A 25,459-nucleotide genomic window follows, 5' to 3' on the forward strand; every position below is an offset into this window, starting at 1 on the left:
GGGTCGCAGTGTCGCCCTAGGGGCTCACAAATTCAAGCTCTGGGCCCTGACCGATCACATATTCACCCGGCGGGAAGGCTTCCCCGTCGAGAATGAAGGGCGCATCGATATCGAGCGTGAATTGCGGGGTTGAGAGCTGGTGGAAGCCGCGCTCGCGCAGATTCTTCGCACTCTTACCGCGCATCAGATTGATAAGTGTCAGAATCGAGCGGCGCTGAATCTGATCGGTCGCGACCAGTTTCAGCCCCTTTCGCATCTGCCCAAAGGGCTTCATGCCAGCGGGCATCCGCTCAAGGGTGGAGGCAAACAGCAGCTGACGCCACTCCTCATCACCCAGCCCGCTATGCGCCATCGGAGTTTCGGCCGCGCCCAGCTTAACGCTCATCTTAGCGCCGCGCCGCCAGCTGTTGGCGCGTGAGGCGAACAGCCATTGCAGCACGCCCCAGCCAATCGTGACGCCGACTGCCATAGAGTTGAACGCGCCCAGACGGTGCGCGCCTTGCCCGGCCTGTGTTGCGGTCGCAAACGCGCCTGCGCCAAGGATGAATCCGAGCACGCGGCTGGCGCCTTCATTGCTTTTTGAAGTGATCTCAAGCGGGCGGCGCAACACTCGGCTTCCGCTTTGAAAAGCGTCGATGGCGTTCTGGAGGCTCCAGTCGCGCGGTACACCCAAATCAACGGTCAGCGCGTTGGTCTTACCCTTGGGCAGCACCGCGATGGCGGGCCAGTCATCGCCGAAGATCGCCGCGCCGCAGGTGAGTACATCGCGCACCGTCCCATCACCGCCATTGATGACGAGCAGATCGATCCCGGTTGCGGCAAATTCTGCCATAGCCTCGGGCAGTTGAGATCGGTCTCCGGGTTGCGCGATATGCACTTGCGGGCTGATCCCGCAATCGAAGTCCGCACCTTGGTTGCCGTGGCTGCGCGGGTTGTAGATCACGCCGACGCTTGGCGCTTCACCGGGTGCCAGCGGACGCCGGTCGCGCACGCGCACAGAGGCGCTCTTTGCGACCTGGGGCAGCTGCGTAAACTCGTAAATCGGCGTGGCCATAGCAAGCGTCCTTAAAAGGCGGAGCCGCGATATGCCAAGGTTAATGTGTCATCGATTCGTAATCGACGAAGGGGTGTCGCAGGCAGGTGACAGCACTTTCGGCCGCGTCAAAAGGGGTCTGGCAATCGCTCTGGCAGGCCAAATGGGAAGCCAGAGCGCAGTTGCAAGCCTTGCAATCCCAACTGTGAAATCCCAGTCCGCACAAAACCGACCCCGCAATCAGTGCAGGGTTTCTTCTAGCATCGGGCTTTCGGGAAAGGCCATGAACTGTTTCGCTTTCAGCACCGCGCGAATAATCTCTGCAGGGGTTGCGGGCTTTGGACAGAAGATCACGCCGGGCAGCCGCGCAGAGTGATAAATCTCCGCATGACCTGAGTGCATCACCACCGGCATGCCTTTCGAAAACAACTCAATCGCGAGCGGAAAGGAATAGCCATCAGGCAAGCGAATATCGAGCAAGGCAGCATCGAAACGGGTCTTTGCGACAGCTTCCCACGCATCTTCCATCGTCCCGACGATTGTCACCTCGCTAGCGCCTGCAAGACGGAAGGTCTTTTCGATCCCGACAGCCACCATAAATTGATCTTCGACAATCAGCATCGACATGTCGGCGAGAGGCTTGTTTGCGGAAGTTTTGGGGTCGTTTGATGCGTTAAAGCTGAAACTCGATGTCAATGGCTGCGCCCTGTTTTGTGTAACTCCTAGAAAAACTTCCTTTCAGTTGGCGCATGCCTGAGTCAATCAGTATTCCCCCGAAGCCCTGGCCTTCATCCGGGGTCTTGAACGAGGGCATTTTTTCGTTCCATTTCAGGGCCACACGGCGTTCACCCTTGATCTTCCAGCTCACCCCCAGACTGCCCTTGGTAGAGGACAGACTGCCATATTTGGCGGCGTTTGTAGCAAGCTCGTGGATGATCAGGGTGAGCGTGTTCACCGTGTCTCCATCGACAAAAATCATCGGCCCAGAAATGCTCACCTCTTGCGAGGTTGTGTGCGGTTGAATGACCGATTCAAGCAGTTGATTGAGCGGCACGCCAGATTTCGACGTATCCTTGCGCGCCAGATCGTAGACACGGCCCAGCGACACGACCCGTTCAAGCAAGTCCTGAGCCATCCGCTCGGTCTCTTCATGCTCCTTGGGGGCCGCCTGAATCAGGCCGCCGACCACGGCGAACAGGTTTTTGATGCGGTGGCTCATCTCCTCAAGCAGCAATTGCTGCTGCTTGATCGCGGTGATGTCGACCGTCGGTCCGATAACAAGCTTCTCGCCCGTCGTCCCGGTAAAGGGCAATCCGCGCGTGCGGATCCAACGCAGACCGCCCGCGGGGTCCTGAATCCGGAAGTCGAATTCATATTCCTCGTCCGTCTCAACCGCGCGGGCGAGGTTTTCGTGCATCAAGGCGACGTCTTCCTCGACGAAATTCTTGGTCATCGCCTCGATTGACATCTCACCACCGTCAGGCAAGCCAAATTGCTGCGCGAGTTCTGTATCTACGGTGGCTGTGTCCTTGGTGATCTGGAGCTGGGCAAAGCCCATCCGCGCGGCTTCCATCGCCAGTTTAAGCTTGGCCGACTGTTCGATCACATCCTGCTGCAAGGTCATCACTTCGGTGACGTCGATGCCAAGACCAATGGCCTTCTTCTTCCCGTCTTCAGAGACCTTGGGCGTGACATGGACCCGCACCCAGCGCAGGCCCTTTTCAGGGTGATTGACCCGCGCGGTGAAATCAAATTGCTCGTCCTTGACCAGCGCTGCGTCACGGGCTTTGACGAAGTTCCTGACATCGTCTGGATGCATGTTCTTGAAGAACGCATCGCGCTCCATTGGACCTGCATTGTCAAGGCCGCCCAGTTCAGCGCCGCTTTTGTCGACCGTCATCACCCCGGTTTCAAGGTCGGTTTCCCAGAAGCCCATACCCGCGGCCTGCATCGCCAGACGCAGCTTGCGGCTCTCGCTCGCCAGAGTGCTGCGCAGGGTCGCTTCGTCGGTGATGTCGAGCAGAGTGATCGACGCCCCTTCGATCGCGCCGGTTGAGAAGAAATAGGGCGTGATGCGCAAGAAGAAGCTCTTGCCGTCCTCATTCGCGCCCGTCGTGCTGGAAAAAGCGACGCCCGTATCCATCACCTTTCGCACTTCGCGATCCACGGAGAGGCCCGCCACGGGAATGTTGAATTCCGACAGGAAGCGCCCCTCATCAGAGCGTTGCAACGGCAAGATGGAACGCGCAGCATTGGTGATGTGGCGAATGCGCCCGTCCCGGTCGAGCACGATCATGGCGAGGTCAGCCGATTGCAGGAAGTTGTCCAAATCGGCATTGGCCAGCGTCAATTCGTCGATTTTGTTTTTCAGCTCTTCATTGGCTGTGGTGAGCTCCTCATTGGCCGATTGAAGCTCTTCGTTCATCGACATCATTTCTTCGTTGGAGCTTTTCAGCTCCTCGTTCGCGGTCTCGATCTCTTCGACCTTGCTTTTTAGCTCCAGCCGGGTGGCCAGGAGATCGTCGCGCAAGTCCGAAATGCGCCGGTCGCGCGACACGGGACGCGTCGCGAACCGGTCGATCACCGGCTCCAGACGATCTTTGGCGAGGAATATGATCGCCGCGGTCTCATCCTTCATCGGGTGAGCGATAATGTCGGCCTTTTGCGTGCCGAATTGCGAGGTCACTTCGACATCTTTGATCGAGCGCCTCTCTCCGGTCGCGATTGCGTCTGCGACAAGTGGGCCGATGATATCTGCAAGACCGTCGCGGGCGAGCGCCTCCAGGCTGCGCTCTTCGCTGGGCCTCGACATGATGAAGAGGCTAAGATCGCCCGAGCTGTCGATGATCTGCCCCTCGCGCGTGACGCGGACAAAGGGTGGCGCATAATATTCAAAGATAGAGGCGTTGGAGACGTCGAAGCTGCGGTGGCGGGGAAAGTCCGTTTCCCGCGACAGCTTGCCAATCCCGCGTTGCACCACGCCATCGCGCGCGCTCTTACCCAATGGCAGGTTCACATGGACGCGTTTAGCCGAATCATTGCGGCGGAAAATGCGCGCGGATTGGTCAACTGGCAGAAACAACTCAGAACTGCGCGTGATGCTCTCTGACGTGCCGAGGAATAGCATCCCCCCTGGCCGCAGGCTGAAATGGAGCAGCGGGAACAGTTCCGCCTGCAATTGCTCCCCGAAATAGATCATCAGGTTGCGGCACGAGATGAAGTCGATCTTGGAGAAGGGCGGGTTCTGGATGATGTTGTGGATTGAGAAGCGCACCATCCGCTTGATCTCTTGGCTTGGCTCAAACCGCTCATCGGTCGCAACGGTGTATTTCTCCCGAAACTTGACGGGAATCTCCGAATACATCGACACCGGATAAGACCCTTCGCGCGCGATCTCGATCATCGAATCGTCGACATCCGTGGCGAAGATCTGGACCAGCGGGCGGATCTCAAGCTCATGGCAGGTTTCGGCCACCAGCATCGCGATTGTGTAGGCTTCCTGCCCGCTTGAACAGCCAGGGATCCAGATGCGCACTTCGCGGGAGGGATTGGCCTTGGCAAGCATGGGGCGCAGCACTTGCTGGCGCATCAGCTCAAAATTTTCAGAATCGCGAAAGAAGGATGTGACATTGATCAGGAAGTCGCGGGCGAGCGCTTCTTGTTCGTGCTCATCCTCGGTCAGTCTGGTGATATAATCGTCCGTGCTTTCAATCTCGAGCACTTGCATCCGGCGGTGCAGGCGGCGCAGCAAAGTGGAGCGTTTGTAGCCGCCGAAATCCATCCCGATCTGATCGCGTAAGATGGCGAAGATCCGCAGCATGAACTCTTCCGAATGCTCATCATCAGACGGGAGGAGAGACTGCTGTGCGCCTTCGAAAAAGGCTTTGAGCCGCGCGATTATGCTGTCGGCGGGCAGGATAAAGTCAGCAAGATCGGTCGCAATCGCAGAGGCTGGCATCCCGTCATAGCGCGCCTCTTCGGGCGACTGAACGGCTGAGACCCCGCCAAATTCTTTGATCGCGCGCAAGCCTGCCGTGCCGTCCGCGCCCGTGCCTGAAAGCACGACGCAAGCCGCTTTGTCTGCCTGCACTTGAGCAAGTGAGCGGAAGAAGCTGTCGATCGGACGGCGCAGCCCGCGCGGCTCTGTGAAGGGGTCCAGCTTGAACTGGCCATTTTCCAGCCGAAGGCTCGACCCCGGTGGAATGACATGCAGGCAATCGACCTCAATATGATCGTCATTCTTGATCTGTCGGACCGAAAGCCGGGTCTTGCTCGCCAGCAGTTCGGCCATCATGCTTTCGTGATTGGGATCAAGATGCATGATCAGCACGAAGGCCATGCCCGTGCCGGTTTCGACATTGTGGAACATCTGAGTGACCGCTTCGAGCCCACCCGCCGATGCCCCGACCGCCACGACGGGAAAATCCAATTGAGATGGAACGTCTGGTTCGCTCCCCAGCTCGATATTCATGTTTGCAAACCCTTTGTCCCACGCAGCCTGAACGGCGGCGCGCCCTGCGCGGCTGTCGCAAGGGCTATCAGCTTGCCTGCGCAAACAAAACCCACTCGGCGATTAAAACTTACAATCCCGCTCTCGCCCCTATTCTTACGTCAAAGCGGTAAAGGGCGTTGATCTGTTTACCCCAAAGTGGAGCAATCCCGGGGCGATTACCTAGGTTCGCAACACGAGTTGTCGGGTTAGAGGCCATCATGCTTTGATCGCCTGTGGCCAATCGAAGGATTACTCGAAGGGCCGAACAAACGCACAGGCGCGAACAAGGATTTAGGCAAGTCATGCAACATCGGCATTCTTCTTACGGGCGTCACTTCAATGACCGTCAGCAATATTCTGGCCGTCAGCAATTTGCTGGAACCGACACGCTTCACATCGTCGATCATTCAGAGCAGCGACGCTCCGATCTCGCTCGGTTGGGCGCAGAGCTGGGCTATGATTGCAAGGTCTACGCCGACCTGTCTGAGCTGATCGCCAATCCGCCACGGCAGGGCATGATCCTGACCAGCGACGCGCGCGGAATGGACGGGGTGCGCAGCATTGCTGACCGGCTGCGCCAATTGGGTATGTGGCTGCCGATCATCGCTTATGATGATGAGCCGACCCCTGCTCGCGTGGTCGAAGCGGCCAAGGCCGGCGCGCTCGACTTCCTCAACTATCCGGTCGATCCGGCGCGGCTGGAGCGGTGCCTTGATCGCATTGCTCGCAAGGCCGATTACTATTCGGTCGATCAACGGCGCAAGATTGCAGCGCAGACCCGGATTGAACGCCTCTCCCCGCGCGAACGGGAAGTGCTGGATTATCTGTCAGAGGGCAACAGCAACAAGATGATCGCGCGCGAGCTCAATATCAGCCCCCGCACAGTCGAGATTCACCGCGCCAAGATGATGACCAAAATCGGCGCCAGCCACGCCGCCGAAGCCGTCCGCATCCGCATCGAATCCGGCATCGAACGTAGCGTTTGACACCAGGCCAAAAACAGGTTGCCAGAAGCGCCGCTCTTCATCTGCGCGAACGGTAGCCCGAGGGACAAGGATAGCTGGCGGGTTCGGCCCGCCCGTCAACCTTTGGGGCGTCGTGCGGCTTATGGCGAGCAAGCAGCGGGCCTTGGCCTACGCCGCCACCTGACGGGCGTGGCCCTCTTCCTCGGCTTCGGCGGCACGCACAGAGGCAATCATCGACTGTCGCATCAGATATTCGTGGCGCGCTTGCGGATCATCGGTAAGGCGCTGCATTTCCGCCTTGCGCTGGGCGTGCTCGCTCTCGCTGCCTGCCCGCATGTAAGCAAGATTCGCCTTGGTTTGGGCCTGCACAAACTCGTGCGTTTGGCGTTTGCGCGCTTCGTCAAAGCGGTTGAGCAACACTTCGGCATCCGCGCCATCTTTGAGGATCGACACAATCTTGGGGCACAGGTTGAAGGCGTCGTGAATACCCGAATTCATGCCAAAGCCGCCTAGCGGATTGTTGAGGTGGGCTGCGTCGCCGATGATGCACGTGCGCCCCATGCGCATGGACTGCGCGACGCGTTGATGCACAGAATAGATCGTGCGGTGCTCGGTCGCGACCTCTGGCTTTCCGATCAAGCCCTTGAACACCGCCTCCTTCTTCGCGTCGCAGAGGAGATCCTCAGTGCTTTGATCCTGAGTGGCAGGCACCAGCACCCGCCACAAGGATGGCACGCGCAACAGAACCGTCCATTCGCTGGGATCAGAGACATAATTGACGAGCGCCAAATTCTCAAAGTGCTCTTCCAAAGGCTCTTTGGTGGTCAGGCACAGAAATTTTTCTGGCAGGGTAAAGCCGTCAAACTCAACCCCCATCAGCTTACGCACCACGCTGTTCGCGCCGTCTGCACCGATCAGGTAATCCGCTTCCACCTTCTGGATCGAGTATGGGCTTTCCAGATTGATCGAAATGCCTAACTCATGCTCCTCAAATCCAAGCATGCGGTGGTTGAAGAGGACCTTGGCATTGTCGGTCTGTTCAAGCTTTGCCGCCAGCATCCGCGCGAGGTGATATTGCTCGCACTGGATACGGAAGGGGAATTTGGTTTCTCCCGCTAGCTCGGCAAAATCGAAGGAGTACACTTCGCCCGATTGCCGTTCACGCCAATGGTAGACGGGGGCTTTCAGTCCCTTGTCGATCAAAGGTTGGGCAAGGCCCAAAGTGTCGAGCATTTCCAAGGTCGGTGGGTGGAAGGTCGAAGCGCGCAAGTCCTGCGCACAGTTCGGGCCCTGTTCGGCCAGCACCACGTCAATGCCGTTCTGGGCGAGGTAGTAAGCCGCGATGCAACCCACTGGGCCAGCGCCGATGATTGCAACATTGGTCTTTAGCATTCTTGATCCCTGATGCTGGTCCGCCTGTTGAGGCGGGTTGAGACTGTGGGATCGTAATGAAAGCAACTTCAAAGTAATTCGACGCTTGCAACCAAAGAATTCGCCTGCCGAAAACCGGTCTTTGGTGTCGCCTTACCTATTCGCCCATCCCAAGCTTGGGCAGATCAAGCGGTTCTTGCGGGATGAGTGTGCTCTTCTCCTCAGAGAACAGCTCAATGGAGCCGGGCAGACCATCGCGGCCAATCCCTGATTGCTTATAGCCGCCAAAGGGTGCGCGCAGGTCTCTCGCCATCGGAGTGTTGACCCAGATCGTGCCGGCGCGCAGCTCTCTGCGTGCGCGCATGATCGCGGGCATATCATTCGCCCAAATATAGGCGGCAAGGCCAAAGTCCGACTGGTTCGCTCGGGCAATGGCATCGTCGAGGCCAGACACACGTTGGATCATGGCGAAGGGGCCGAACAGCTCCTGCTGGCAAAGCTCAACGCTATTGTCGGCTGCCTCCACCAATGTGGGGGCAAAGTAATACCCTTTGGCAAAGCCTTGAGCGGCTTTGGCCCCGGTAAGGACCTGATAACTTGCGCCGTCATGCGCCTGCGCACCGAAAGCGAGCAGGCGTTCGTAATGCGCTTTGAACGCCATCGGACCAATTTCGGTCGCCGCATCAAACGGATCACCGATTTTGAGCGCGGCGGCGCGCGCAGTGAATTTGGCGATAAACTCATCCGCAATCACTTCGTCCACAAGGATGCGTGACCCCGCGAGGCACTGTTCCCCGTTCCCTGCGAAAATACCCATAAGCGAGCCGTCAATCGCACGCTCCATATCGGCAGACGCGTGGATGATATTCGCTGACTTGCCACCGAGTTCCAAGCCGACCTTTTTGAGCGAGCCCGCCGCATCAGCCATGATGCGCTTGCCTGTCTCGGTCCCGCCGATAAAGCCGACCACGTCGATGTCTGGGTGCCGCACAAGAGCGCGACCAATTCCAGCGCCCGGGCCGCAAGCGATTTGGACCACGCCTTCTGGTACGCCTGCCTCTTGGATCAATTCCGCCATCCGCAGCACTGCGAGAGGCGCATATTCAGACGGCTTGACGATCACCGAATTGCCCATGCCAATTGCGGCAGCCAGCTTCATTGAAGAGAGCACCAGCGGCGCATTCCACGGCGCAATCAGAAGCGCTGTACCGACAGGCTCGCGCGTCACCACAGAGAGATAGCGGCCCGTCTGCTCATAAGCCTCCCCTGCAAGGCCGGTCATAATGTCAGCAAAGAAGGTGAAATTTTCCGCCGCGCGCGGGATGTGCATGAAATTGGCTTGAGAAAGCGGCAGCGAGGTCTCAACGGTTTGCAGCAGAGCCAATTCCTCGGCATGCGCCAAGATCGTCGCTGTGACATTGCGCATAATCGCGCTGCGCTCGCTAGCGGGCATCTTGCGCCAAGGGCCGCTTTCAAACGCCTCCTTTGCCCGCGCCGCAAGCGCCCCCGCTTCTGCCTCGGGTGTGTGAGGCACAAAGGCAAAGGGCTCTTCTGTGGCCGCATAGATTAGCGTCTGCCCCTCACCGCTTGCCTGCGCGGCGGGAACGGCGGGCGCGGGCAGGGTTACACTGGCATCAATGGCGGGCGAGGGAATTTGGATCGTGTGGCTTTTCGTCATGGTCTGTGGCCTTGCGATAGGCGGAGCGAGCGCACCAATGGATGGAGCAGCTTTATCCGCAAAGTGAACTTTTTTGCCGCCTAAACGGCCTCAATTTTGGCGCCAACATTGCTCGCCAATTCTTGCAAGGGCACCAAATATTTGGCCACCGCCTCCTCCATCGAATAGGCTTTGGCGAAGAACACCACGGACATGCAGGCGCGCAGACTTTCGCCCTTCATCACTGGCACCGCAAAAGCCGAGGTGCGGCCCGGCGTCGCATTGTGCTGGGTGCGGGCATATTCGGCATATCCTTTTGCGCGAACCCGTTCCAGAAAATCACTCTGCGTCATCAGTTCAAGGCTCATCGCGCTGCGAGCGGTCGCGCGGGTTTTGAAGCCGTCCAGAACCGTCTCGCGCTCCTCTTTGCTGCAAAACGCCATGTGCGCGCGGCCAGAGGCACATTCGAGCAGCGGGTGCGTGTAACCCGGATAGTAATTGGTAAAAGTCTGGCTGGTCAGCTGGTGTGTCGAATGCTTGACCATCATTCGGTTGCCCACTCGCACAGACAGCGTAACCGGCCACAAATGCTGCGCGGTAAAGGCTTGCATGGGCTCGGTCGCGACGTTCAAGAGATGGTCATCCTCTTGAAAGCCGAAACTGAGAGCTTTGACCTGCTCTGTCGCGCGGTAGCGCTTGCGAAACGACTCTTGCTCGATCATCCCTTCGTTGACCAGGGTTTGAACAATGCGGAAAGTGGTTGGATAGGGTAATTCAGTGGCGCGCGAAATTTCGGTGAGCGTCGGGGAGTCCAACCGATTGATCGTCTTCAAGATCAGCAAAGCGCGCGCAATCGAGCGGATTGTCTGGTCTTTTTCCATATATTGACCCTGCCAGAACGATTTAGCTGTCGAGGAGGCGGCGGAAGCTTTAATCACTAGGCGAATAATTGGTCGCCTGATCTGGAGTCGCTGGGCTGTATTGGTCAGCACACAACAAACCCGTCCAAACCAAGGGAATTTGAAGCGATGAGTGTTCAATTCGGTTTCAAACCCAACCATGACGAAAGCGCGCGCCAGGCCTTTGTTGGCGCCCTGAAGGGTTATGTGAACTTCAAGGTTGAAGACCAGCTCGCGCAGGTGTTCGACCAGGAGGCCGAGGCGCACAAACAGGCGACCGGCGAAGAGCCCCGCGACGTTGCAAGCGCTGAAAAGGTGCTGGCCGAACATCCGCTCTACCAATTGTGGGCCTCGCTTACCTTTCACTCACAAAATCTCATGTGGCAATCAGTGCAAGACACCACCTCCCGCACGATTGACGATCAGGTGAAAGCCTTCCGGACACTTCGCGATCAAGCGGACAAGGGCGGCGATTTGTCGCTTTCCGACGAATTGCTGGTCAAAGCCCCTATCGCCACGACTGAGATCCACCGCCAGCCGGGCGGCTATTGGCGCGAACAACGCGAAGACGATATCGAAGCGGCGCTGAATTATTCGGGCACGGTCGACCTCTATCGCAATGCGAAAGGAATGGGTGCGGGCGGTAAAGTCGGCTCTGACACGATCGGCCAGTTTGTGTGCGATGTGGCCCAGAAATATGCGCCAGACCTAACCCCCAAATCCATCCTTGATATGGGCTGCGGCACCGGCGAGCAGACGCTTGCCTACAAGCGCCGCTTTCCTGATGCGCAGGTGACGGGTGTGGATTGTGCAAGGCCCTTTGTGCGCTTTGCTCATGCCTATGCTGAAAGCTCAGGCGTGCCCGTCAGCTTTGCCGAGCGCGATGCCGCGGCGACAGGATTTGCGGACGAAAGCTTCGATCTTATCGTGTCCATCATCATGTTCCACGAAACCACCAAAGCGCAGGTGCGTGATATCATGCGCGAATGCTGGCGCTTGGTGAAGCCGGGCGGGCTCGTGTTGCACCTAGATGTGCCGTATCAACCTCACCGCATGCCTTTGGTCAAACAAGTGACCAACCACTGGCAAGTGCGCTACAATGGCGAGCCGTTCTGGACGGGCTTTGCCAGCCTCGACATGTGCGAAGAAGCGATCGCAGCAGGCTTCGATCCCGACGACGCCTTCGCCAGATATGAAGCTGCAGGGCCTGCCGTCTACCACTTCTTTGGCGGAAGGAAGCCAGCATGAGTGACAGCCCCAATTCTTTGGCCGATCTTCCAAAGGGTCCCAAACCCGGTGAGCGGCACACCACCTTTCTTAACGACCCCGTGCACGATCATTTGCTGAGAGCGGTCATCACGCTGGCACAAGAGCTGTGCGTGACGCGTGAACGCAATCAGTCACTTGAGCATCTGCTTGTTTCAAAAGGGGTTTTGTCGGCAGAGGAATTGGATCTTTTCGAGCCCGATACGTCTGAAAATCAGGCCCGCTCGGCGCAGCGCAATGCCCTTATTGCCAGTCTTCTAGACCCTATCATAGGCGCAGCTGCGGCACCAAAGTAACGGCGCAACCGCACGGGTTTATTCGCGTGTCGAATAATGAGTTGCAGGTTAATTGTCGGCAGTTTGCAATCTGCGCAAACCCCAAGACGCCTGGAGGGAACCCGGTTCAACGTCTAGTTAGGGGAATATACGTGAAATACTGCCTCCTTTTTGCGACCGCTTTGACAAGCGCTTCGCTCCTCGCCAGTCCGGCGCAGGCGCAGCAATCACGCAACGCAGAGGCTTCTGCTCAAGAGCCATCTCCCACGATCATAGTCACTGCACGCCGCCGCGCGGAATCGGTCCAAGATGTACCAATTGCCATTGAAGCTTTAAGCGCCGAGCAGATCGAAGCGCGCGGTATCGCCAATGTCGAAGACATTGCCAAATACACGCCGGGCCTTGTGTTCGACAGAGGCATAAGCCTGCAAGACACCCGTCCTGTAATCCGCGGCCTTCCTGCTACGCGGGGTCGCCCACCGGTTGGCGTCCTGCTCGACGGGATCGACATATCGACCGAGTCATTGGGTAACGCAGGCGGCGGCTCGCTCCTCAACAGCCGTCTTCTCGATCTTGAGCGCATTGAAGTCGTCAAGGGCCCGCAATCGGCGCTTTACGGTCGGGCGGCTTTTGCTGGTGCAATCAACTATGTGACAAAGCGCCCTTCGAGCGATTTCGAAGGGGAAGTGCGCGGTTCATATGCAAGCTTCAACACATATGATCTGGGTGCATCCTTGTCCGGCCCGATCAGCGATCAGTTTGGTTTCCGCATCAACGCAGTGCATGCCCAAAGCGATGGGGACTATGACAATCCGGTCAGCGGAGACGATCTCAACGCCTTTGAAAATACGGGCGCAAGCCTTGGGCTTGAAGTTGATACCGGGCCAGAATTCAACGCTTACCTGCGCCTTTCCTATACGGAATTCGAGTATTCGCAGGCGGCCATTCAAAACCTGTCCGGCTTTGTCCCTGGCAATGTCTCGCGTCCCGATGCAACCACCCCTGAAGGCCAGGCCGTTGCTGCCGGGGTTGCCGGCGGAGCGCTGACCAGCGCATTTGGACCTGTGCTTCCTTCCAATGTGCCCCCGCGCGGCACTTTGAACTTCACCGGGGTGACCGGCCTTTCAGTTGATCCGCGCACCGGAGAGGATTTTCCCGGTTCTGAAGGCGACACTTTCACCGCCACGCTCAATGTCACAGCCGACCTTGGCCCGTTCGAATTTGTCTATAACGGTGGCTACATCAAGCAGAATGATCGTTTGATTTACGACGGCGATTTCTTCGGCCTGCCGGATGCGACATTCGTTGATGGGACTGCCGAACCACTCAACATTTTCGACTATGTTGATTTTGATGCGTCGACTGAGATCATCAGCAATGAAATGCGCTTTCAGAACCTGTCGTCAGGTCCGTTGCGCTGGGCGATTGGCGGTCTTTACTGGCATTCCGACAACCAGATGGACAGCCGTTCAGTGCGGGCCATTTCGGGTTTCCCGCTCAGCGGTTCGCCTGCAGTCGCTGGGTTTTCTGGAAACTCGATCTTTTTAGCGTCGATCGACAATGTACCACCATCGCCATTCGCGCGGACGATCGACAGCTTCTCGGTCTATGCCCTGCTTGAATATGACCTCACAGATCAGCTGACCGTGAGTGCAGAGGCGCGGTATATTGATGAAAGCACACAGGTAACGCGTTCGGACTTTGTCCAGGCCGCCTTTGCGCCAATTGGGCCAGGCTTCATCAATCCGGTCCAGCGTGACGAGATTTCTGACGATGACATCGTCCCGCGTTTTGCGATCAATTGGACGCCATCTGACGACCTCTTGATCTATGCATCGGCCGCAAAAGGCTTCAAGCCTGCCGGTATCAGCGAGCTGGATTTCGCATCGGACCTGACCGACAGCCGCTTCCTTGCAGAGACAGTGTGGAATTATGAAATCGGCGCCAAGAGCACTTTGGCCGATGGTCAGATCATTCTGAACGGCGCGTTCTTCTATATGGATTGGACCGACCGTCAGGTCACCCAGCTGCTGGAAGATCCCGGTGCCCCACAGGGTTTCCGCGCATCAGTGCAAAATGCATCGGCGGCGCAAGTGTATGGTCTGGACCTTAGCTTTGTCCTGCGCCCGGCCTTTGTCCCGGGTCTGACCTGGGACTTTGGCTACACCTATCTCGATACAGAGTTTACCGACTTTACCATCCTTTCGACGAGCGCCTTTGTGGTGACCGAGGCGGCCAATTGCACAATTGTGCAACTGGCAGGCTCACCTGTGTGTTCGGTGACTTACGATGGCAACCGTTTGGAACGTGCGCCCAAGCATCAATTCAACACGAACCTTGATTACCGCATCGACATCACCGATTCAGCTCAGCTGATGCTGGGTGTCTCTGCGCAGTATCAAGGATCGCGTTTCTTGACGCAGGCCAATCGCTTGTCGCTGCCGTCCTACATCAATGTCGATGCGCAAATCGGCGTTCAGTTTGACAAGTTTATGATCCAGGGCTTCGTCACCAACCTGACGCAAGAGGACGCAATCCGATCCGGTCAGAACAACTTTGACCTTTCAACCTTCGGGCGTTCGGTGAACCTCTATGCGCCGCCGCGCCGCGCCTTTGGCGTGCGGACCCGCTTCAACTTCTAGACCTTTCCCATACAAGAAGGGCGGGCCTTTGGGGTCCGCCCTTTTTCTTTTGCTTCCCCAAATGTAACTCCCCTTTTCAGGACGCTTCTCACATGACCGACATCGCAGCGATCAAATCTGAGCTCAGAGCCGCTATCGAGGCCAGCAATCCCGATGGCACCTACGATGATGAGACCTTTGACAAGATCCATGCGCTGATTAAGGAATTGGTGCCGCTTACCCCAACTCCGCGCCCTCTTGATGCGCAGGAATTTGTGGAGTCGCCCTGGGGTTCAAGCTTTGCGCAATTTGGGCCGAAACACACCGCGGGCAAACCGATCAAGCACGAAACCACTCTGGCAATCCAAAGCTTTGCCAAGCTTCCCAAAGTGCCGATCATGGTCCACGACATAGATCAGGAAATCCGGGTTGAAGGCAATCACTACAACAACGTCGTCGACATCTCGACACCGGATGAGAAGCACCGCGCGACCATCATCGTTTGGGGGCGCTATTCGATCCCGGAAGATGTGCCTGTGCGCTACGCAGTTGAGTTCTACAAGATCGAGCTTCGCCCCCCCGAAGGCGTCAGCGAAGAGGAATTGCGAGAGCAATTTGGCCTGCCTGCCGACCAACCGCTGACTGTCGAAATGAAGCCAGCCTCGTTCCACTCTGACGTCGTCTATTGCGACGATGATATGCGCATCAATTTTGGCAGCGTTGGCGGGGTCTATGTTCTGCGTCGGCTTCACACGCCCGGCAAATCGGTAAGTTTTGCATGAGCGTTGCGCAAACCGCTGCGCCTCAATCCGAGCCGCGCACGGGGCTGGTTTCGCAAATCATCTGGGCTTCCGGCTCCTTTGCGACCGGAGCCTTGTTCAATGCGATGGCGTTGTTTGCGCTGTTCTACATGACGACCTTTCTAGGCGTCGCCCCCGCCATTGCCGGCACAATCATTCTGGTCTCGCGCATTTATGATGGCATCATTGACCCGCTGATCGGCGCCTTGAGCGACCGGACCCAGCACCGCTGGGGGCCCAGGCGGATATACCTGTTGATCGGCGCCATTGCGCTGGGCGGGACGTTTGCGCTCTATTTCAATCTCGCCGGGCTTGGCTTCGCCAGCGAAGGGGCCGTTTCGCCTCTTCTCATCGCATTGGTGCTGATGCTCTATTCGACCGCCTATTCGATTTTCTCCATCCCCTATCTTGCGATGCCACCAGAGATTGAGCCCGACTATGACGGGCGCACAAGGCTGATGAGCTTTCGCGTGTTCTTCCTGCTCGCCGGTGTCACTGCTGGGTCCGCTGGCGCGCCGGCCCTGGTGCAGATCAGCGGAGGCGAACAGGCAGGGTATGAGACTATGGGCGCGATCCTTGGCCTTGCTGCGATGGTTATGTGTCTCATCGTCTTTTTCGGCGCTGCACGATTGCCGAAAGCCGACCCGGTACCGCGAGAGGACAGCATCAACGCTGCCGCTTTGCTCGCCAGCCCCTTTGTCGATGCCGCCCGCGTGCTTGTCTACATGCCCTTCCGTTTGCTCACTCTGGTCAAGCTATGCCAGCTCGCAGTGCTCGCGACTGTTCTGGCGAGCACCCCCTATTTCTTCGGCTTTGTGCTCAAACTGGGTCAGGTTGAGATTGGGCAATATTTCCTCGTCTTCAGTCTTGCCGGCATTCTCTCGATCCCGGCTTACCGCTGGATGATCTCCAAAGTCGGCAAGCGCGAAGCCTATCTCGGGTTGATCGTGCTGTATGGGCTGGGAATCGCATCGTGGTTCTGGTGGACACCCACAGAGGCCGAATGGCTACGCTATGCGCGCGCTGTCTTCATCGGATCGTGCTCAACCGGCACGCTGTTATGCGCACTGGCGATGTTGCCCGATACGATGGAGTATGATCGCCTTGCGTCAGGCCAATCGCGCGAGGGTGTGATCAGCGGGGTCTTTACCTTCACTGAGAATGTTGCGGGTGCTCTTGGCCCGTTTATCGTCGGACTAATCCTGCAAGCCAACGGCCTTATCCAGACGCGCGACACAAGCGTCGAGCAACCTGCCCAGGTCTTGGAAGCGGTGATCTGGTGCGCCTCGATTGTGCCGGCGCTGTTCTGTTTTGCAGCAATCCCGTTCCTGATGCGTTACAAGCTGGATGGCGCCACACTGGAACGGATGCGGACAGAAACTTAGCCCTGCGCAAACAAAGCAAGCGGAGAGAAAACAGCGCGCCGTGCGGTTTTGAAATGGGACGGTCAGTCCTGTTGCGGGCTGGGTTGCGGCACGCTTGTCCCCCTGTTGGCGATGATGCCATCGAGGATCAGGTTGGGCAGCCGCGCATTGTCCCAGCGGGTCGGCTCGGGCGGGCTCTTGCCCATGCGCAGGATCACCAAATCCTCGCTCTGGACTATGTAGCTCACCTGATTGCCATTGCCGTCCCACAAGAACAGGTCAGCGGCTTTGTAGGGTTCTGAGTGGAGCGTCGTGTATTCCCCCCTGTCGGGGTTAGCCACGCCGCGCTCTGCGATGTAATCGCCCGCCACCCAAACTCCCATACCGTAATAGGGATTCTGCAGCGTGGGGGTGCGCATCGCATCGACATAGCCTTCAGGCAGCAGGCGCCGCCCGTCCCACTCGCCATCATTGAGCAGCAGCACCGACAAACGCAGCCAATCGCGCGCTGGCAAGAGGATACAGCATCCCGAATGGGCCATGCCGCCATCGCGGTTGACCCAGACCTCGCCGCCTTGTGCGCCAATCGGGGCGAGCACTTGAGCAGAGAGAAATTCCTCATATTGCTGCCCTGTCGCGGCCTCGATTACGGGAGCGATCATTTCTGATGTGGCGTTGGAATAGTCGTAGCGCGTCCCCGGCTCACTCACCAACGGGTAGTCGTTGATGATCACCTCATCATGGCGCGGGTGGAGATAGGCGCGATTCAAAATATGCTGAGGGTCGAAAGCGGCGGCCTGCGGCAGGAAGCCCGTCCGCATATCCAGCAAATGACGGATGAGAATGCGCGACTTTTGTGCGTCCCTTTGCCATGCGGGAATGAAATCAGCGACTGGCTGATCAAGGCTGGTGATGGCGCCCAGTTCTATCGCCCGACCGATCGCAATCGCGGTCAAAGGTTTCGCGAAACTGCGTGAGTTTAGAGCCGTTTCAGCCTCATTCCCGCCAAAATAATGCTCCGCCTCTATCGCGCCGCCGCGCCAGATAATCAGCGCCGTGGTGTTGTCCAAAGCCGCCGCTGCGCGCGCCTCTTCAAGCGCCTCTTTGGAGATCGTCGCGCTATCAGCAAGGGGTAAGGCGTTCGGCCCATCAGCGCCTGCAACTGCGACCGTGGGATCATAGCTCACCAGTCCCACGCCTTTGGAAAAGCTCTCCACCAGCGCTTGGAAGCGCGCCAGATGCTCAGCCTCATCTTCAGCGGAGTAGCGCGCCACTGGCGCCGCTTCCCTTGCCCCAGGCTCGCTCGCCTTGTCCGGCGTCATACAGGCAGCAAGCGCGAGGAAGGGCAAAAGGGCAGGAATTCTCATGCTGGCTCTCCGCTAAGAGGTGAGGCAATGCTCGCTCCAAAGGCATCGCCCTTGGCTTGGAAATCGATTGCAAGCCGCTTGCCTGGCTCAAACTGATCAATCACCTTCGCCACATCAAGGCGCGCTTTATCGGGGCGTTTAAAGCTGGCGAGGATGATCACCTCGTTTGTTCGCTTGGCGAATAGGCCAAGCGTATTGCGCAGTCGTTCTACACAGGACGATCATTGCTCATCCAACCCATTGAAAAGCTGGCGCACCCGACAGGATTCGAACCTGTGACCTCTGCCTTCGGAGGGCAGCGCTCTATCCAGCTGAGCTACGGGTGCTTGCGCGTCGCTTCTGTCGAGCGACGTTGCACTTTGGGTGAGCGCGCTTAGCAAGCATCGCGTGGGCGCGCCAGTCGAATATTGCGCCGGCGTGGCCCCGTCATTCAGGCAGTCGCTGACTTAACCGCTCGGTAACGCGGTCCGCATTACAGATTGAGGCATGACAGCTCTCCCTCCCGAACAGATGCGCGCCCTTCGTGAGACTGCGCATGGCGCGGCCTCGCAGCAAGACGAAGTCGGGCACCGATGGCACCGGTTGGAGGGGACGCTCCAGCATATCGCGCAGCTGGCCGCGATTACGCCGGATCAATCCGCCCTTTCACCGCAAACATTTGCGCTGGCCTTGGCTGAAGCACAGGAGTGGCAGCGCGACATGGCGCTTCAAGGCATGGAAGATGTCGAAGCGCTCACCGAAACCGGTTTGCAAGCGCTGACCATTCTGGCCGGACGACAGGCCCCGACGGCGGTGCCCGCTCTTGCGCTTTGGCGTGAAGTGCACCGCGCGCGTGAGGCAATTGTGGAGGCTTTGGTCCCGCAATCGGCTGCCGCTTAAGAGCACGCTTTGCGCGCAGTAACGTCCGCAGCAATGGGGCGCTCAGCATTCAGAGTGGCTTGACTGCGTTCGCTCTATGTTCCAATTCTGGGGCATGACCAGCATTCCTCAGTCGCAGCTTGATTCGGACGTCGCCTCACCCTGCTCCTCCGGCACTTCCTCGACCGCTGCCGATGTCGCGCGCGGGATCAAACGGCTGTTTGCGCGCAACGATATCTGGTGCGTGTCGGAAATGCCTTTGCAAAACGGACGGCGTGCCGACCTGATGGGGGTGGACGCAAAAGGCCTGATTGTCATTGTCGAGATCAAGGTCGCGCGCGGCGATCTGTTGGGCGACAACAAATGGCCCGACTATCTCGATTTCTGCGACCGCTTTTTCTGGGGTGTCCCACCAGAGCTCGATCGCAGCCCGCTCGAGACAGACGGCTATCAGCCTGACGCTTGTGGCGTGATCGTTGCCGATGGCTATGATGGAGAGATCCTGCGCCCTGCGCCCTTGCGCTCGCTCGCCGCGGCACGGCGCAAATCGCTCGCGACGAAGCTGGCGCGGGCAGGCATGCGGCGGCTCTCCGCGCTTGAAGACCCGCAGATCGGCGCTTTTGGAGCGGAATAAGCCCCTGTCGCTTGGGGCGTTTGTGCGCCATAGTCGCAGGTGCAATGATCCCGGCGGACACTCCCTTCTGGCTTGCCTTCCTGATTGTCAGCGCTGCGATGTCGCTGATGGTGGCGCTGCGTTATGGGATGTTCTCTGGACTGTTTGCCTGGGCGACGCGGGTGATGCGGCCCGGGCTCTATGAAGGGCAAGGCAAGCAGATCGCGATGGAGGTACGCTATTCGCTGATCTCAGCCGTGATTTACGGGGCGCCCGCTGGGATCGTTTTCTGGCTGTGGCGGCATCACGATTATGCGCTGCTCACCACCGATTGGAACGCCTATCCGCTGTGGTATCTGCCGCTCTCGGTGTTCCTCTATTTGTTCGTGCAGGACAGCTGGTTTTATTGGACCCACCGCGCGATGCATCACTGGCCTGCGCTCTTCAAACTCGCCCACGCCGTGCACCACAAGAGCAAGCCGCCCACCGCATGGACCGCGATGAGCTTCCACCCGATTGAAGCGGTGAGCGGTGCGATTGTGATTCCGCTGCTGGTCTTTGTCGTGCCGATCCATCTCGCTATGCTGGGCATCGTGTTGACCATCGCGAGCATCATGGGCGTCATCAACCATATGGGCTGGGAGATCCTGCCGCGCCGCTTCGTTCATTCAACGTTGGGGGGCTGGCTGATATCGGCGAGCCATCACGAAAAGCATCACGAGGATTATCGCTGCAACTTTGGGCTCTATTTCCGCTTCTGGGACCGTGTCTGCGGAACCGACAAAGGGCTCTCCACACGCATCGAGCATCTCAAACCGAAAAGGCAAGTTTCTGCATGATCCGATCACTAGGCATTCTGGGCGCAATCACCGCGATGGGCATGAGTGCGCCTGCCATGGCGGGCAGCGTCACGATCACCGTTACTGATCTGCGCAATACTGAGGGCGTGGTGATGGCGTGTATGACGACGGTGGAGGACATCTTCCCGCGGTGCCGCCGCGATGCGAATTCCTTCCGCACGACGGTGCGCGCCGCGAACACGGTTACGATCCGCTTCGACGATGTGCCGCCCGGCGACTATGCCATCGCGCTGCTGCATGACGAGAATGAGGACGGCAAAGCCAACCGAGTGCTCGGCATGGCCCCGCGCGAAGGCTACGGGTTTTCCCGCGATGCGCCGGTTCGGATGGCCCCGCCAGAATGGGACGATGCGGTGTTCGAGCATGGGGAAGCCTCGCAAAGGCTGACTATCAAGATGCGGTATTTCCTTTAGAATATCACATGGCGTCAGCGCGCCGACGGTGTGACGGCAAAGAGGCTTGACCTGCCCCGGCCCGGTGCTGCGCAAAATGGCCGCAACTTTCCGGCACAACTTAACGCAATGTTTACCACGCCGCGCCAGAACCCTTTGAAACACGCGTTTACTAAGGGGCACGAGGCCACACATGGATACTCTTCGGGGCACATTCGACAGCGGGACTCCAGCTGACGAGAGCACGGACTGGGCGGCTGACACCAGCGGTCCGGACGCAGAAGAGGTGCGTGAACTGCCACCCGAAGCCATCGGCCAGGACGAACGCCGCATGCAAGTGCGCGCCTACAACCACTGGGCCAGCCTGCTGGGCGATGCGACCTTCCCCTCCATCGAAGACCTTGAACCACACAATCTCACCGATTTCGGGCCGAACTCTGTCCTGCTCGATTTCTCCGCCGGGATCGACGATCCGGTGGTGCATTTCCTCGGCGACCGTCTGGCTGAGGAATGCGGGACCAAACAAAATGGTGAGCGGATTGAGCGTCTGTCGGACGTGCCGCCGCGCTCTTTGCTGAGCCGCATCACCGATCACTACATGCAAATCCTCGCCAACCAGGCGCCGATTGGTTTTGAGGCGGAATTCATCAACCAGCAGGGCCATGCGATCCTCTATCGCGGGATCCTCCTGCCGTTTTCGAGCGACGATGAAACGATCGACTTCATCTATGGCGTGATCAACTGGAAAGAGATGGCCGACGCCGCGACTGCGGATGAGCTGTTGCTGGAAATCGACCAGGCGATCCAAGAGGGCGCTTCGGACGAAGACGACGGAGACGACGCTCCGGTCGAAGACGAAGACCAGCCGCACAAGCATCACGCCGATCCGGTGACCGAGTGGGCCGATTCTCCGCTGGAGGAGATGGACGAGACTCCGGTCGAAGAAGCACGCGCCGCTGTCGAAGCGGAAAAGATCGCTGCGTTTGAAGCCCCCGAGGAATTTGCTCCTGCAGAAGTGGCTCCCGAAGACGATCTGCCAATGCCTGACTTTGGCCAGTACGCACTCGACGATCCTGAGGTCGACGAATACGGCGAAGAGATCGATGAGGATGAGGGTGAGGGTGAGGACGCAGGCTACTCCTTCGCCTCGCTCGCGGACTACATCGAAGCACCGACGAAGAAGGCAATCGACCTGGATGCGGATCGGTTTGATCCGGAGGACTACAAGGTCGATGAGCCTGCCTCGGCGCAGGACGACGTTGAGTCGATTGCCCAGGAAGATGTCGCTAGCGAGGATGTCGCTGAAGAGCCGGTCGAAGCTGCCCTTCCTGCCGCTCCTGTTCCCGCGCCAGTGGTGCCGGAAGCTGTTGAAGCGCCTGTCGTAGAGTTAGCCGATGATGCTGGCCTCCACGATTACCTCGCCGCTGCCCGCGAACTCGCGCAATCTGCGCGCGTTTCGGAAGATCGCAGCCGCCAGGCGCTCTATGAAGCGGTTGGCCGTGCCTATGACTTCTCGCTCGCCGCCGAAGCAGAGCCGCAAGCCTATCACGACCTGATCGAGGATAGCGGCCTCACCGTGCAGGAACGCGCGCCAATGACGCCGATCGTCAAGCTGGTCTTTGGCCATGACTACGACAAGACGCGCCTCACCGAATATGCCGCCGTGCTGAGCCATGCGCACCGCATGGAACTGGAGCGTGGCAGCCTTGCCGAATATCTGCGCGATGCGGATGGCGGGCTTAAAGCTGTGGTGGCCGCCGAACGCCGTCTGCGCCGCGAAGAAAGCGGCAGGGAAGTCGAAGCTGAGGGCGATGTCCGCGCTCAACTGGCGAAGAAGCTGCGTGAGCTTGATGAAATCATGCTCGAAGCGCTCTCTGCCGAGGGCCCTGAATTCTCGCTCGTCATGGTCCGCCGTGATGGTGAGGGCAATGTCGCGCTGATCGGCGAAGTCGATGACGACGTGGCTCTGATCGAGAAGGTCGGCAAGCGCCTGGTGAAGTAAGGCGGGTTGAAGTGAGTTCGCGCGCAATCGCGCCTGCACCCTGATCCCGCCCCTGCCCCTGCCCCTGCCCCTGCCCCTGCCGCCGCATCTATTTCCCACCGCGATTTCGCGAAGCCGCCTTGGCGGGCGCGAAGTGTGTGCCTATCTCCGCCGTTTGAACAGGCGGATTTGAGGCTTAGGGCAAGTGGCGAAAGGAAAAGCGCGTATGGCGCTGTGGGTGATTGGCGGGATCGTGGGCGTGGTGCTAGCCCTGGGGCTGGCGCTGCAAATCGCGATCTCCCGCAATGGACCCGCTGTGCTCAACGCGGTCGACCGCGTCACCGGCGGAGCGCGCGACGCTGAACAATTGGCACGCATCTCCACCGGTGAGCATGACCAGCAGAAGCTGATCGTCTGGGGGCCCAACAAGACCAACCCGGACGGGGACAGCCCCGCCAAAGACAAGCAAAATCGCGACCCGGAGGACTCTGCTCTGCCGGTTCTGATCTTCGTTCATGGCGGCAGCTGGGCCAATGGCGATCCGGTCGATTATGGATTTATCGGCCGCGCCTTTGTGCCAGAAGGGTTCATTGTGGTGCTCGCAGGCTACCGTTTGGGTGAGGCTGGGCGCTATCCCGCCATGCTTCAGGACACGGCAAGCGCGATTGCCTGGACGCGCGACAATATCCGCCAATATGGCGGCGATCCCGACCGGATCGTGCTCGCGGGCCACTCGGCAGGCGCGTACAATGTGGTGCAAGTCACGCTGGAGGACCGCTGGCTCGCCGCGCATGACATGGCGCCAGAGGATATTGCGGGCGTTATCGGCCTTGCCGGACCCTATGATTTCGCGCCCTTCACCAGCGACTCCACCAAGGCAAGTTTCGGCCATGTCGAAGACGCGGCCAGCACGCAGCCGATCAATTTCGCGCGTGGAGATGCGCCGCCCATGCTGCTGATCCATGGCGAGGAGGACACGCTCGTCAAACCGCGCAACAGCCGCGTTCTGGCAGAGGCGATCAACGCAGGCGGCGGGAACGCCTTGCATGTGCCGCTCGAAGGGCTCGCACATAACGATCCGCTGATCCAGCATGCTGCGCCATGGCGCAAAAATGCGCTGATGATCGAGTTTACGGCCGATTTTGCGGGTACTGTCACGCTGCCGGCAGGCCAAACTTCAGTTCCCGTTCAGGACGAAACGCGTTAGAGCAGGCGCTGTGATGCGCCCCCTCCCCGCTCTGCCCGCCCATGTGGCTGCCCAATTGGCTGCATATGCGCTCGCCTTCGCGGCGACCCTCGTCCTCGCGATCCAGCCGGTCGCGGCGCAAAGCGTGCTGCGTGATGCGGAGACCGAGCAGCTGCTGAAAGACATGGCCTATCCGCTGATCGAGGCTTCCGAGTTGGAGCCTGAGAATGTCGAGCTGGTGCTCATCAATGACAATTCGATTAACGCTTTCGTCGCCGGTGGTCAGGTGATCTACGTCCATGCCGGGCTGATCAACGCCGCTGACAGCGCCAATGAGGTCCAAGGCGTGCTCGCGCATGAGCTGGGCCATATCACCGCAGGCCACGTCGTCCGTTTCGAAGAGCGCACACGCGCTGCGCAAGGGATCAGCATCCTCTCGCTTTTGCTTGGCGTCGGCGCGGTTCTGGCAGGCGCGGGCGAAGCCGGCCTCGGCGCGCTGATGGCGGGGCAACAGGCCGCGATGGGCAGTTTCTTGAGCTTCAACCGCAACCAAGAGGCAGCGACCGACCTTGCAGGCGCGCGCTATCTCTCGGGCGCTGGCATCACCGGGCGTGGAATGCTCTCTTTCTTCGAGCGCCTGCGCAACAACGAAATCCGCCGTGGCTTCCCGCAATCGGACGAGGCCGCCTATACCCGCACCCACCCGCTGGCCGGCGACCGCATCCAGACCCTGCGCGGGTTGCTGGAGGAAGACCCCGCTTGGGAAGCAGAGCCCGATCCCGATCTGCAACGCCGCTTCCTCGCCGCGCGGGCCAAGCTTTATGGCTATCTGGCAGAGCCCAAGCGCACCTTTGCGCTCTATCCCACGACCGACCAAAGCGTGCCTGCGCTCTATGCGCGTGCCTATGGCTATCACAAGGACGCGCAGGTCGAAGCGGCTTTGGCGGAGGCGGACAAGCTGCTCGCGATGGAGCCGGACAACCCCTATTTCCTCGAAGTGAAGGGACAGATCCTGCTCGAATCCGGACGGCCAGAGGATGCGCTGGTGCCTTTGCGCAAAGCGACCGATATCACCCGCAACCAGCCGCTAATCGCGAGCATGTTCGGCCATGCGCTGATCGCCACAGAGGACGAAAGTAATTATGCCGAGGCTGAGCGGGTCTTGCGCGCAGCCGTGTCGCGTGACCGCTTCAATCCCTTCGCCTGGTATCAGCTGGGCGTGGTCTATGCCGCACGCGGCGACATTCCGCGCGCCCGGCTCGCCAGTGCAGAGCAGCAAGTGCTCTATCGCCAATATCCAGAGGCTCTGCGCAACGCTCAGGCGGCTGAGGCCAGCCTGCCGGTCGGCTCACCCGACTGGATCCGCGCACAGGATATTTCACTGCAAGTGCGCGCCGAACTGGAACGCCTGCGCGATAGCCGCTAATCTCTTGGCATTAATCTTCCAGCGCTAAGCTCG

21 protein-coding genes and 1 tRNA gene are annotated in these 25,459 nt (G+C 59.0%); 13 read left to right on the top strand and 9 right to left on the bottom strand.

The features are described 5' to 3' along the window. Positions 1 to 16: 16 nt before the first annotated feature. The 3 genes from AC0V6X_RS13035 to AC0V6X_RS13045 form a co-directional block, all read right to left on the bottom strand. Complete coding sequence (locus tag AC0V6X_RS13035; RefSeq protein ID WP_486184978.1) at positions 17 to 1,054, bottom strand: diacylglycerol/lipid kinase family protein; 1,038 nt, start codon at positions 1,052 to 1,054, stop codon at positions 17 to 19. A 219-nt stretch (positions 1,055 to 1,273) separates the two neighbouring features. Then, entirely contained in the window at positions 1,274 to 1,660 is a 387-nt protein-coding gene (locus AC0V6X_RS13040) for a response regulator (RefSeq protein ID WP_486184979.1), read from the bottom strand. 46 nt (positions 1,661 to 1,706) lie between these two features. Further along, entirely contained in the window at positions 1,707 to 5,504 is a 3,798-nt protein-coding gene (locus AC0V6X_RS13045) for a CheR family methyltransferase (protein ID WP_486184980.1), read from the bottom strand. A 323-nt stretch (positions 5,505 to 5,827) separates the two neighbouring features. Between AC0V6X_RS13045 and AC0V6X_RS13050 the strand changes: the two genes are divergently transcribed. Further along, complete coding sequence (locus AC0V6X_RS13050; RefSeq protein WP_486184981.1) at positions 5,828 to 6,511, top strand: response regulator transcription factor; 684 nt, start codon at positions 5,828 to 5,830, stop codon at positions 6,509 to 6,511. 147 nt (positions 6,512 to 6,658) lie between these two features. On the opposite strand, the gene AC0V6X_RS13055 is transcribed toward AC0V6X_RS13050, so the two are convergent. From AC0V6X_RS13055 to AC0V6X_RS13065, 3 genes are all read right to left on the bottom strand, one after another. After that, positions 6,659 to 7,882: an FAD-dependent oxidoreductase gene (locus AC0V6X_RS13055; RefSeq protein WP_486184982.1), complete on the bottom strand. Its 1,224-nt coding sequence runs from the start codon at positions 7,880 to 7,882 to the stop codon at positions 6,659 to 6,661. A 136-nt stretch (positions 7,883 to 8,018) separates the two neighbouring features. Then, complete coding sequence (locus tag AC0V6X_RS13060) at positions 8,019 to 9,539, bottom strand: aldehyde dehydrogenase family protein (protein ID WP_486184983.1); 1,521 nt, start codon at positions 9,537 to 9,539, stop codon at positions 8,019 to 8,021. A gap of 80 nt (positions 9,540 to 9,619) precedes the next feature. Further along, complete coding sequence (locus tag AC0V6X_RS13065) at positions 9,620 to 10,399, bottom strand: helix-turn-helix domain-containing protein (RefSeq protein WP_486184984.1); 780 nt, start codon at positions 10,397 to 10,399, stop codon at positions 9,620 to 9,622. Positions 10,400 to 10,546: 147 nt separating this feature from the next. Between AC0V6X_RS13065 and AC0V6X_RS13070 the strand changes: the two genes are divergently transcribed. The 5 genes from AC0V6X_RS13070 to AC0V6X_RS13090 all read left to right on the top strand — a co-directional run bounded on the left by AC0V6X_RS13070 (position 10,547) and on the right by AC0V6X_RS13090 (position 16,764). Further along, on the top strand, positions 10,547 to 11,665 hold the full coding sequence (locus AC0V6X_RS13070) for a class I SAM-dependent methyltransferase (RefSeq protein WP_486184985.1): 1,119 nt from the start codon (positions 10,547 to 10,549) through the stop codon (positions 11,663 to 11,665). Further along, entirely contained in the window at positions 11,662 to 11,979 is a 318-nt protein-coding gene (locus AC0V6X_RS13075; RefSeq protein ID WP_486184986.1) for a hypothetical protein, read from the top strand. The genes AC0V6X_RS13070 and AC0V6X_RS13075 overlap by 4 nt, the downstream gene beginning before the upstream one ends. A gap of 131 nt (positions 11,980 to 12,110) precedes the next feature. Then, the gene (locus tag AC0V6X_RS13080) at positions 12,111 to 14,600 is read left to right on the top strand and encodes a TonB-dependent receptor (RefSeq protein WP_486184987.1); all 2,490 of its coding nucleotides are present in this window, start codon (positions 12,111 to 12,113) and stop codon (positions 14,598 to 14,600) included. 92 nt (positions 14,601 to 14,692) lie between these two features. Further along, positions 14,693 to 15,361: a PAP/fibrillin family protein gene (locus AC0V6X_RS13085; protein WP_486184988.1), complete on the top strand. Its 669-nt coding sequence runs from the start codon at positions 14,693 to 14,695 to the stop codon at positions 15,359 to 15,361. Then, positions 15,358 to 16,764 (top strand): MFS transporter, encoded by a 1,407-nt coding sequence (locus AC0V6X_RS13090; protein WP_486184989.1) that lies wholly within the window; start codon positions 15,358 to 15,360, stop codon positions 16,762 to 16,764. Before AC0V6X_RS13085 ends, AC0V6X_RS13090 begins: the two co-directional genes overlap by 4 nt. A 62-nt stretch (positions 16,765 to 16,826) precedes the next feature. Here AC0V6X_RS13090 and AC0V6X_RS13095 read toward each other — a convergent pair whose 3' ends face one another. From AC0V6X_RS13095 to AC0V6X_RS13105, 3 genes are all read right to left on the bottom strand, one after another. Beyond that, a complete protein-coding gene (locus AC0V6X_RS13095) occupies positions 16,827 to 18,110 on the bottom strand; it encodes a serine hydrolase domain-containing protein (RefSeq protein ID WP_486184990.1) in 1,284 nt (427 codons plus the stop codon). Next, the gene (locus AC0V6X_RS13100; protein ID WP_486184991.1) at positions 18,107 to 18,271 is read right to left on the bottom strand and encodes a hypothetical protein; all 165 of its coding nucleotides are present in this window, start codon (positions 18,269 to 18,271) and stop codon (positions 18,107 to 18,109) included. Before AC0V6X_RS13100 ends, AC0V6X_RS13095 begins: the two co-directional genes overlap by 4 nt. An 88-nt stretch (positions 18,272 to 18,359) precedes the next feature. Then, positions 18,360 to 18,436 (bottom strand) — tRNA-Arg (locus AC0V6X_RS13105). A gap of 160 nt (positions 18,437 to 18,596) precedes the next feature. Between AC0V6X_RS13105 and AC0V6X_RS13110 the strand changes: the two genes are divergently transcribed. The 7 genes from AC0V6X_RS13110 to AC0V6X_RS13140 all read left to right on the top strand — a co-directional run bounded on the left by AC0V6X_RS13110 (position 18,597) and on the right by AC0V6X_RS13140 (position 25,426). Next, the gene (locus AC0V6X_RS13110; RefSeq protein ID WP_486184992.1) at positions 18,597 to 18,989 is read left to right on the top strand and encodes a hypothetical protein; all 393 of its coding nucleotides are present in this window, start codon (positions 18,597 to 18,599) and stop codon (positions 18,987 to 18,989) included. 94 nt (positions 18,990 to 19,083) lie between these two features. Then, entirely contained in the window at positions 19,084 to 19,602 is a 519-nt protein-coding gene (locus tag AC0V6X_RS13115; RefSeq protein WP_486184993.1) for an MmcB family DNA repair protein, read from the top strand. Positions 19,603 to 19,646: 44 nt separating this feature from the next. Beyond that, complete coding sequence (locus AC0V6X_RS13120) at positions 19,647 to 20,420, top strand: sterol desaturase family protein (protein ID WP_486184994.1); 774 nt, start codon at positions 19,647 to 19,649, stop codon at positions 20,418 to 20,420. Next, positions 20,417 to 20,854 (top strand): DUF2141 domain-containing protein, encoded by a 438-nt coding sequence (locus tag AC0V6X_RS13125; RefSeq protein WP_486184995.1) that lies wholly within the window; start codon positions 20,417 to 20,419, stop codon positions 20,852 to 20,854. The genes AC0V6X_RS13120 and AC0V6X_RS13125 overlap by 4 nt, the downstream gene beginning before the upstream one ends. A 172-nt stretch (positions 20,855 to 21,026) precedes the next feature. After that, positions 21,027 to 22,835, top strand: a complete 1,809-nt coding sequence (locus AC0V6X_RS13130) for a PAS domain-containing protein (protein WP_486184996.1) — start codon at positions 21,027 to 21,029, stop codon at positions 22,833 to 22,835. Positions 22,836 to 23,040: 205 nt separating this feature from the next. Further along, a complete protein-coding gene (locus AC0V6X_RS13135; RefSeq protein WP_486184997.1) occupies positions 23,041 to 24,021 on the top strand; it encodes an alpha/beta hydrolase in 981 nt (326 codons plus the stop codon). 13 nt (positions 24,022 to 24,034) lie between these two features. Next, complete coding sequence (locus AC0V6X_RS13140; protein WP_486185583.1) at positions 24,035 to 25,426, top strand: M48 family metalloprotease; 1,392 nt, start codon at positions 24,035 to 24,037, stop codon at positions 25,424 to 25,426. Positions 25,427 to 25,459 lie beyond the last annotated feature (33 nt).

The sequence above is a fragment of the Erythrobacter sp. S267 genome, from assembly GCF_057365045.1.

Bases quoted from the DNA above. Each gene is read 5' to 3' on its own strand.
- AC0V6X_RS13085 (WP_486184988.1), top strand. From the start codon at position 14,693: ATGACCGACATCGCAGCGATCAAATCTGAGCTCAGAGCCGCTATCGAG.
- AC0V6X_RS13060 (WP_486184983.1), bottom strand. From the start codon at position 9,539: ATGACGAAAAGCCACACGATCCAAATTCCCTCGCCCGCCATTGATGCC.
- AC0V6X_RS13040 (WP_486184979.1), bottom strand. From the start codon at position 1,660: ATGTCGATGCTGATTGTCGAAGATCAATTTATGGTGGCTGTCGGGATC.
- AC0V6X_RS13120 (WP_486184994.1), top strand. From the start codon at position 19,647: ATGATCCCGGCGGACACTCCCTTCTGGCTTGCCTTCCTGATTGTCAGC.
- AC0V6X_RS13075 (WP_486184986.1), top strand. From the start codon at position 11,662: ATGAGTGACAGCCCCAATTCTTTGGCCGATCTTCCAAAGGGTCCCAAA.
- AC0V6X_RS13045 (WP_486184980.1), bottom strand. From the start codon at position 5,504: ATGAATATCGAGCTGGGGAGCGAACCAGACGTTCCATCTCAATTGGAT.
- AC0V6X_RS13050 (WP_486184981.1), top strand. From the start codon at position 5,828: ATGCAACATCGGCATTCTTCTTACGGGCGTCACTTCAATGACCGTCAG.
- AC0V6X_RS13065 (WP_486184984.1), bottom strand. From the start codon at position 10,399: ATGGAAAAAGACCAGACAATCCGCTCGATTGCGCGCGCTTTGCTGATC.
- AC0V6X_RS13125 (WP_486184995.1), top strand. From the start codon at position 20,417: ATGATCCGATCACTAGGCATTCTGGGCGCAATCACCGCGATGGGCATG.
- AC0V6X_RS13135 (WP_486184997.1), top strand. From the start codon at position 23,041: ATGGCGCTGTGGGTGATTGGCGGGATCGTGGGCGTGGTGCTAGCCCTG.
- AC0V6X_RS13070 (WP_486184985.1), top strand. From the start codon at position 10,547: ATGAGTGTTCAATTCGGTTTCAAACCCAACCATGACGAAAGCGCGCGC.
- AC0V6X_RS13115 (WP_486184993.1), top strand. From the start codon at position 19,084: ATGACCAGCATTCCTCAGTCGCAGCTTGATTCGGACGTCGCCTCACCC.
- AC0V6X_RS13110 (WP_486184992.1), top strand. From the start codon at position 18,597: ATGACAGCTCTCCCTCCCGAACAGATGCGCGCCCTTCGTGAGACTGCG.
- AC0V6X_RS13130 (WP_486184996.1), top strand. From the start codon at position 21,027: ATGGATACTCTTCGGGGCACATTCGACAGCGGGACTCCAGCTGACGAG.
- AC0V6X_RS13090 (WP_486184989.1), top strand. From the start codon at position 15,358: ATGAGCGTTGCGCAAACCGCTGCGCCTCAATCCGAGCCGCGCACGGGG.
- AC0V6X_RS13095 (WP_486184990.1), bottom strand. From the start codon at position 18,110: ATGAGAATTCCTGCCCTTTTGCCCTTCCTCGCGCTTGCTGCCTGTATG.
- AC0V6X_RS13140 (WP_486185583.1), top strand. From the start codon at position 24,035: ATGCGCCCCCTCCCCGCTCTGCCCGCCCATGTGGCTGCCCAATTGGCT.
- AC0V6X_RS13035 (WP_486184978.1), bottom strand. From the start codon at position 1,054: ATGGCCACGCCGATTTACGAGTTTACGCAGCTGCCCCAGGTCGCAAAG.
- AC0V6X_RS13055 (WP_486184982.1), bottom strand. From the start codon at position 7,882: ATGCTAAAGACCAATGTTGCAATCATCGGCGCTGGCCCAGTGGGTTGC.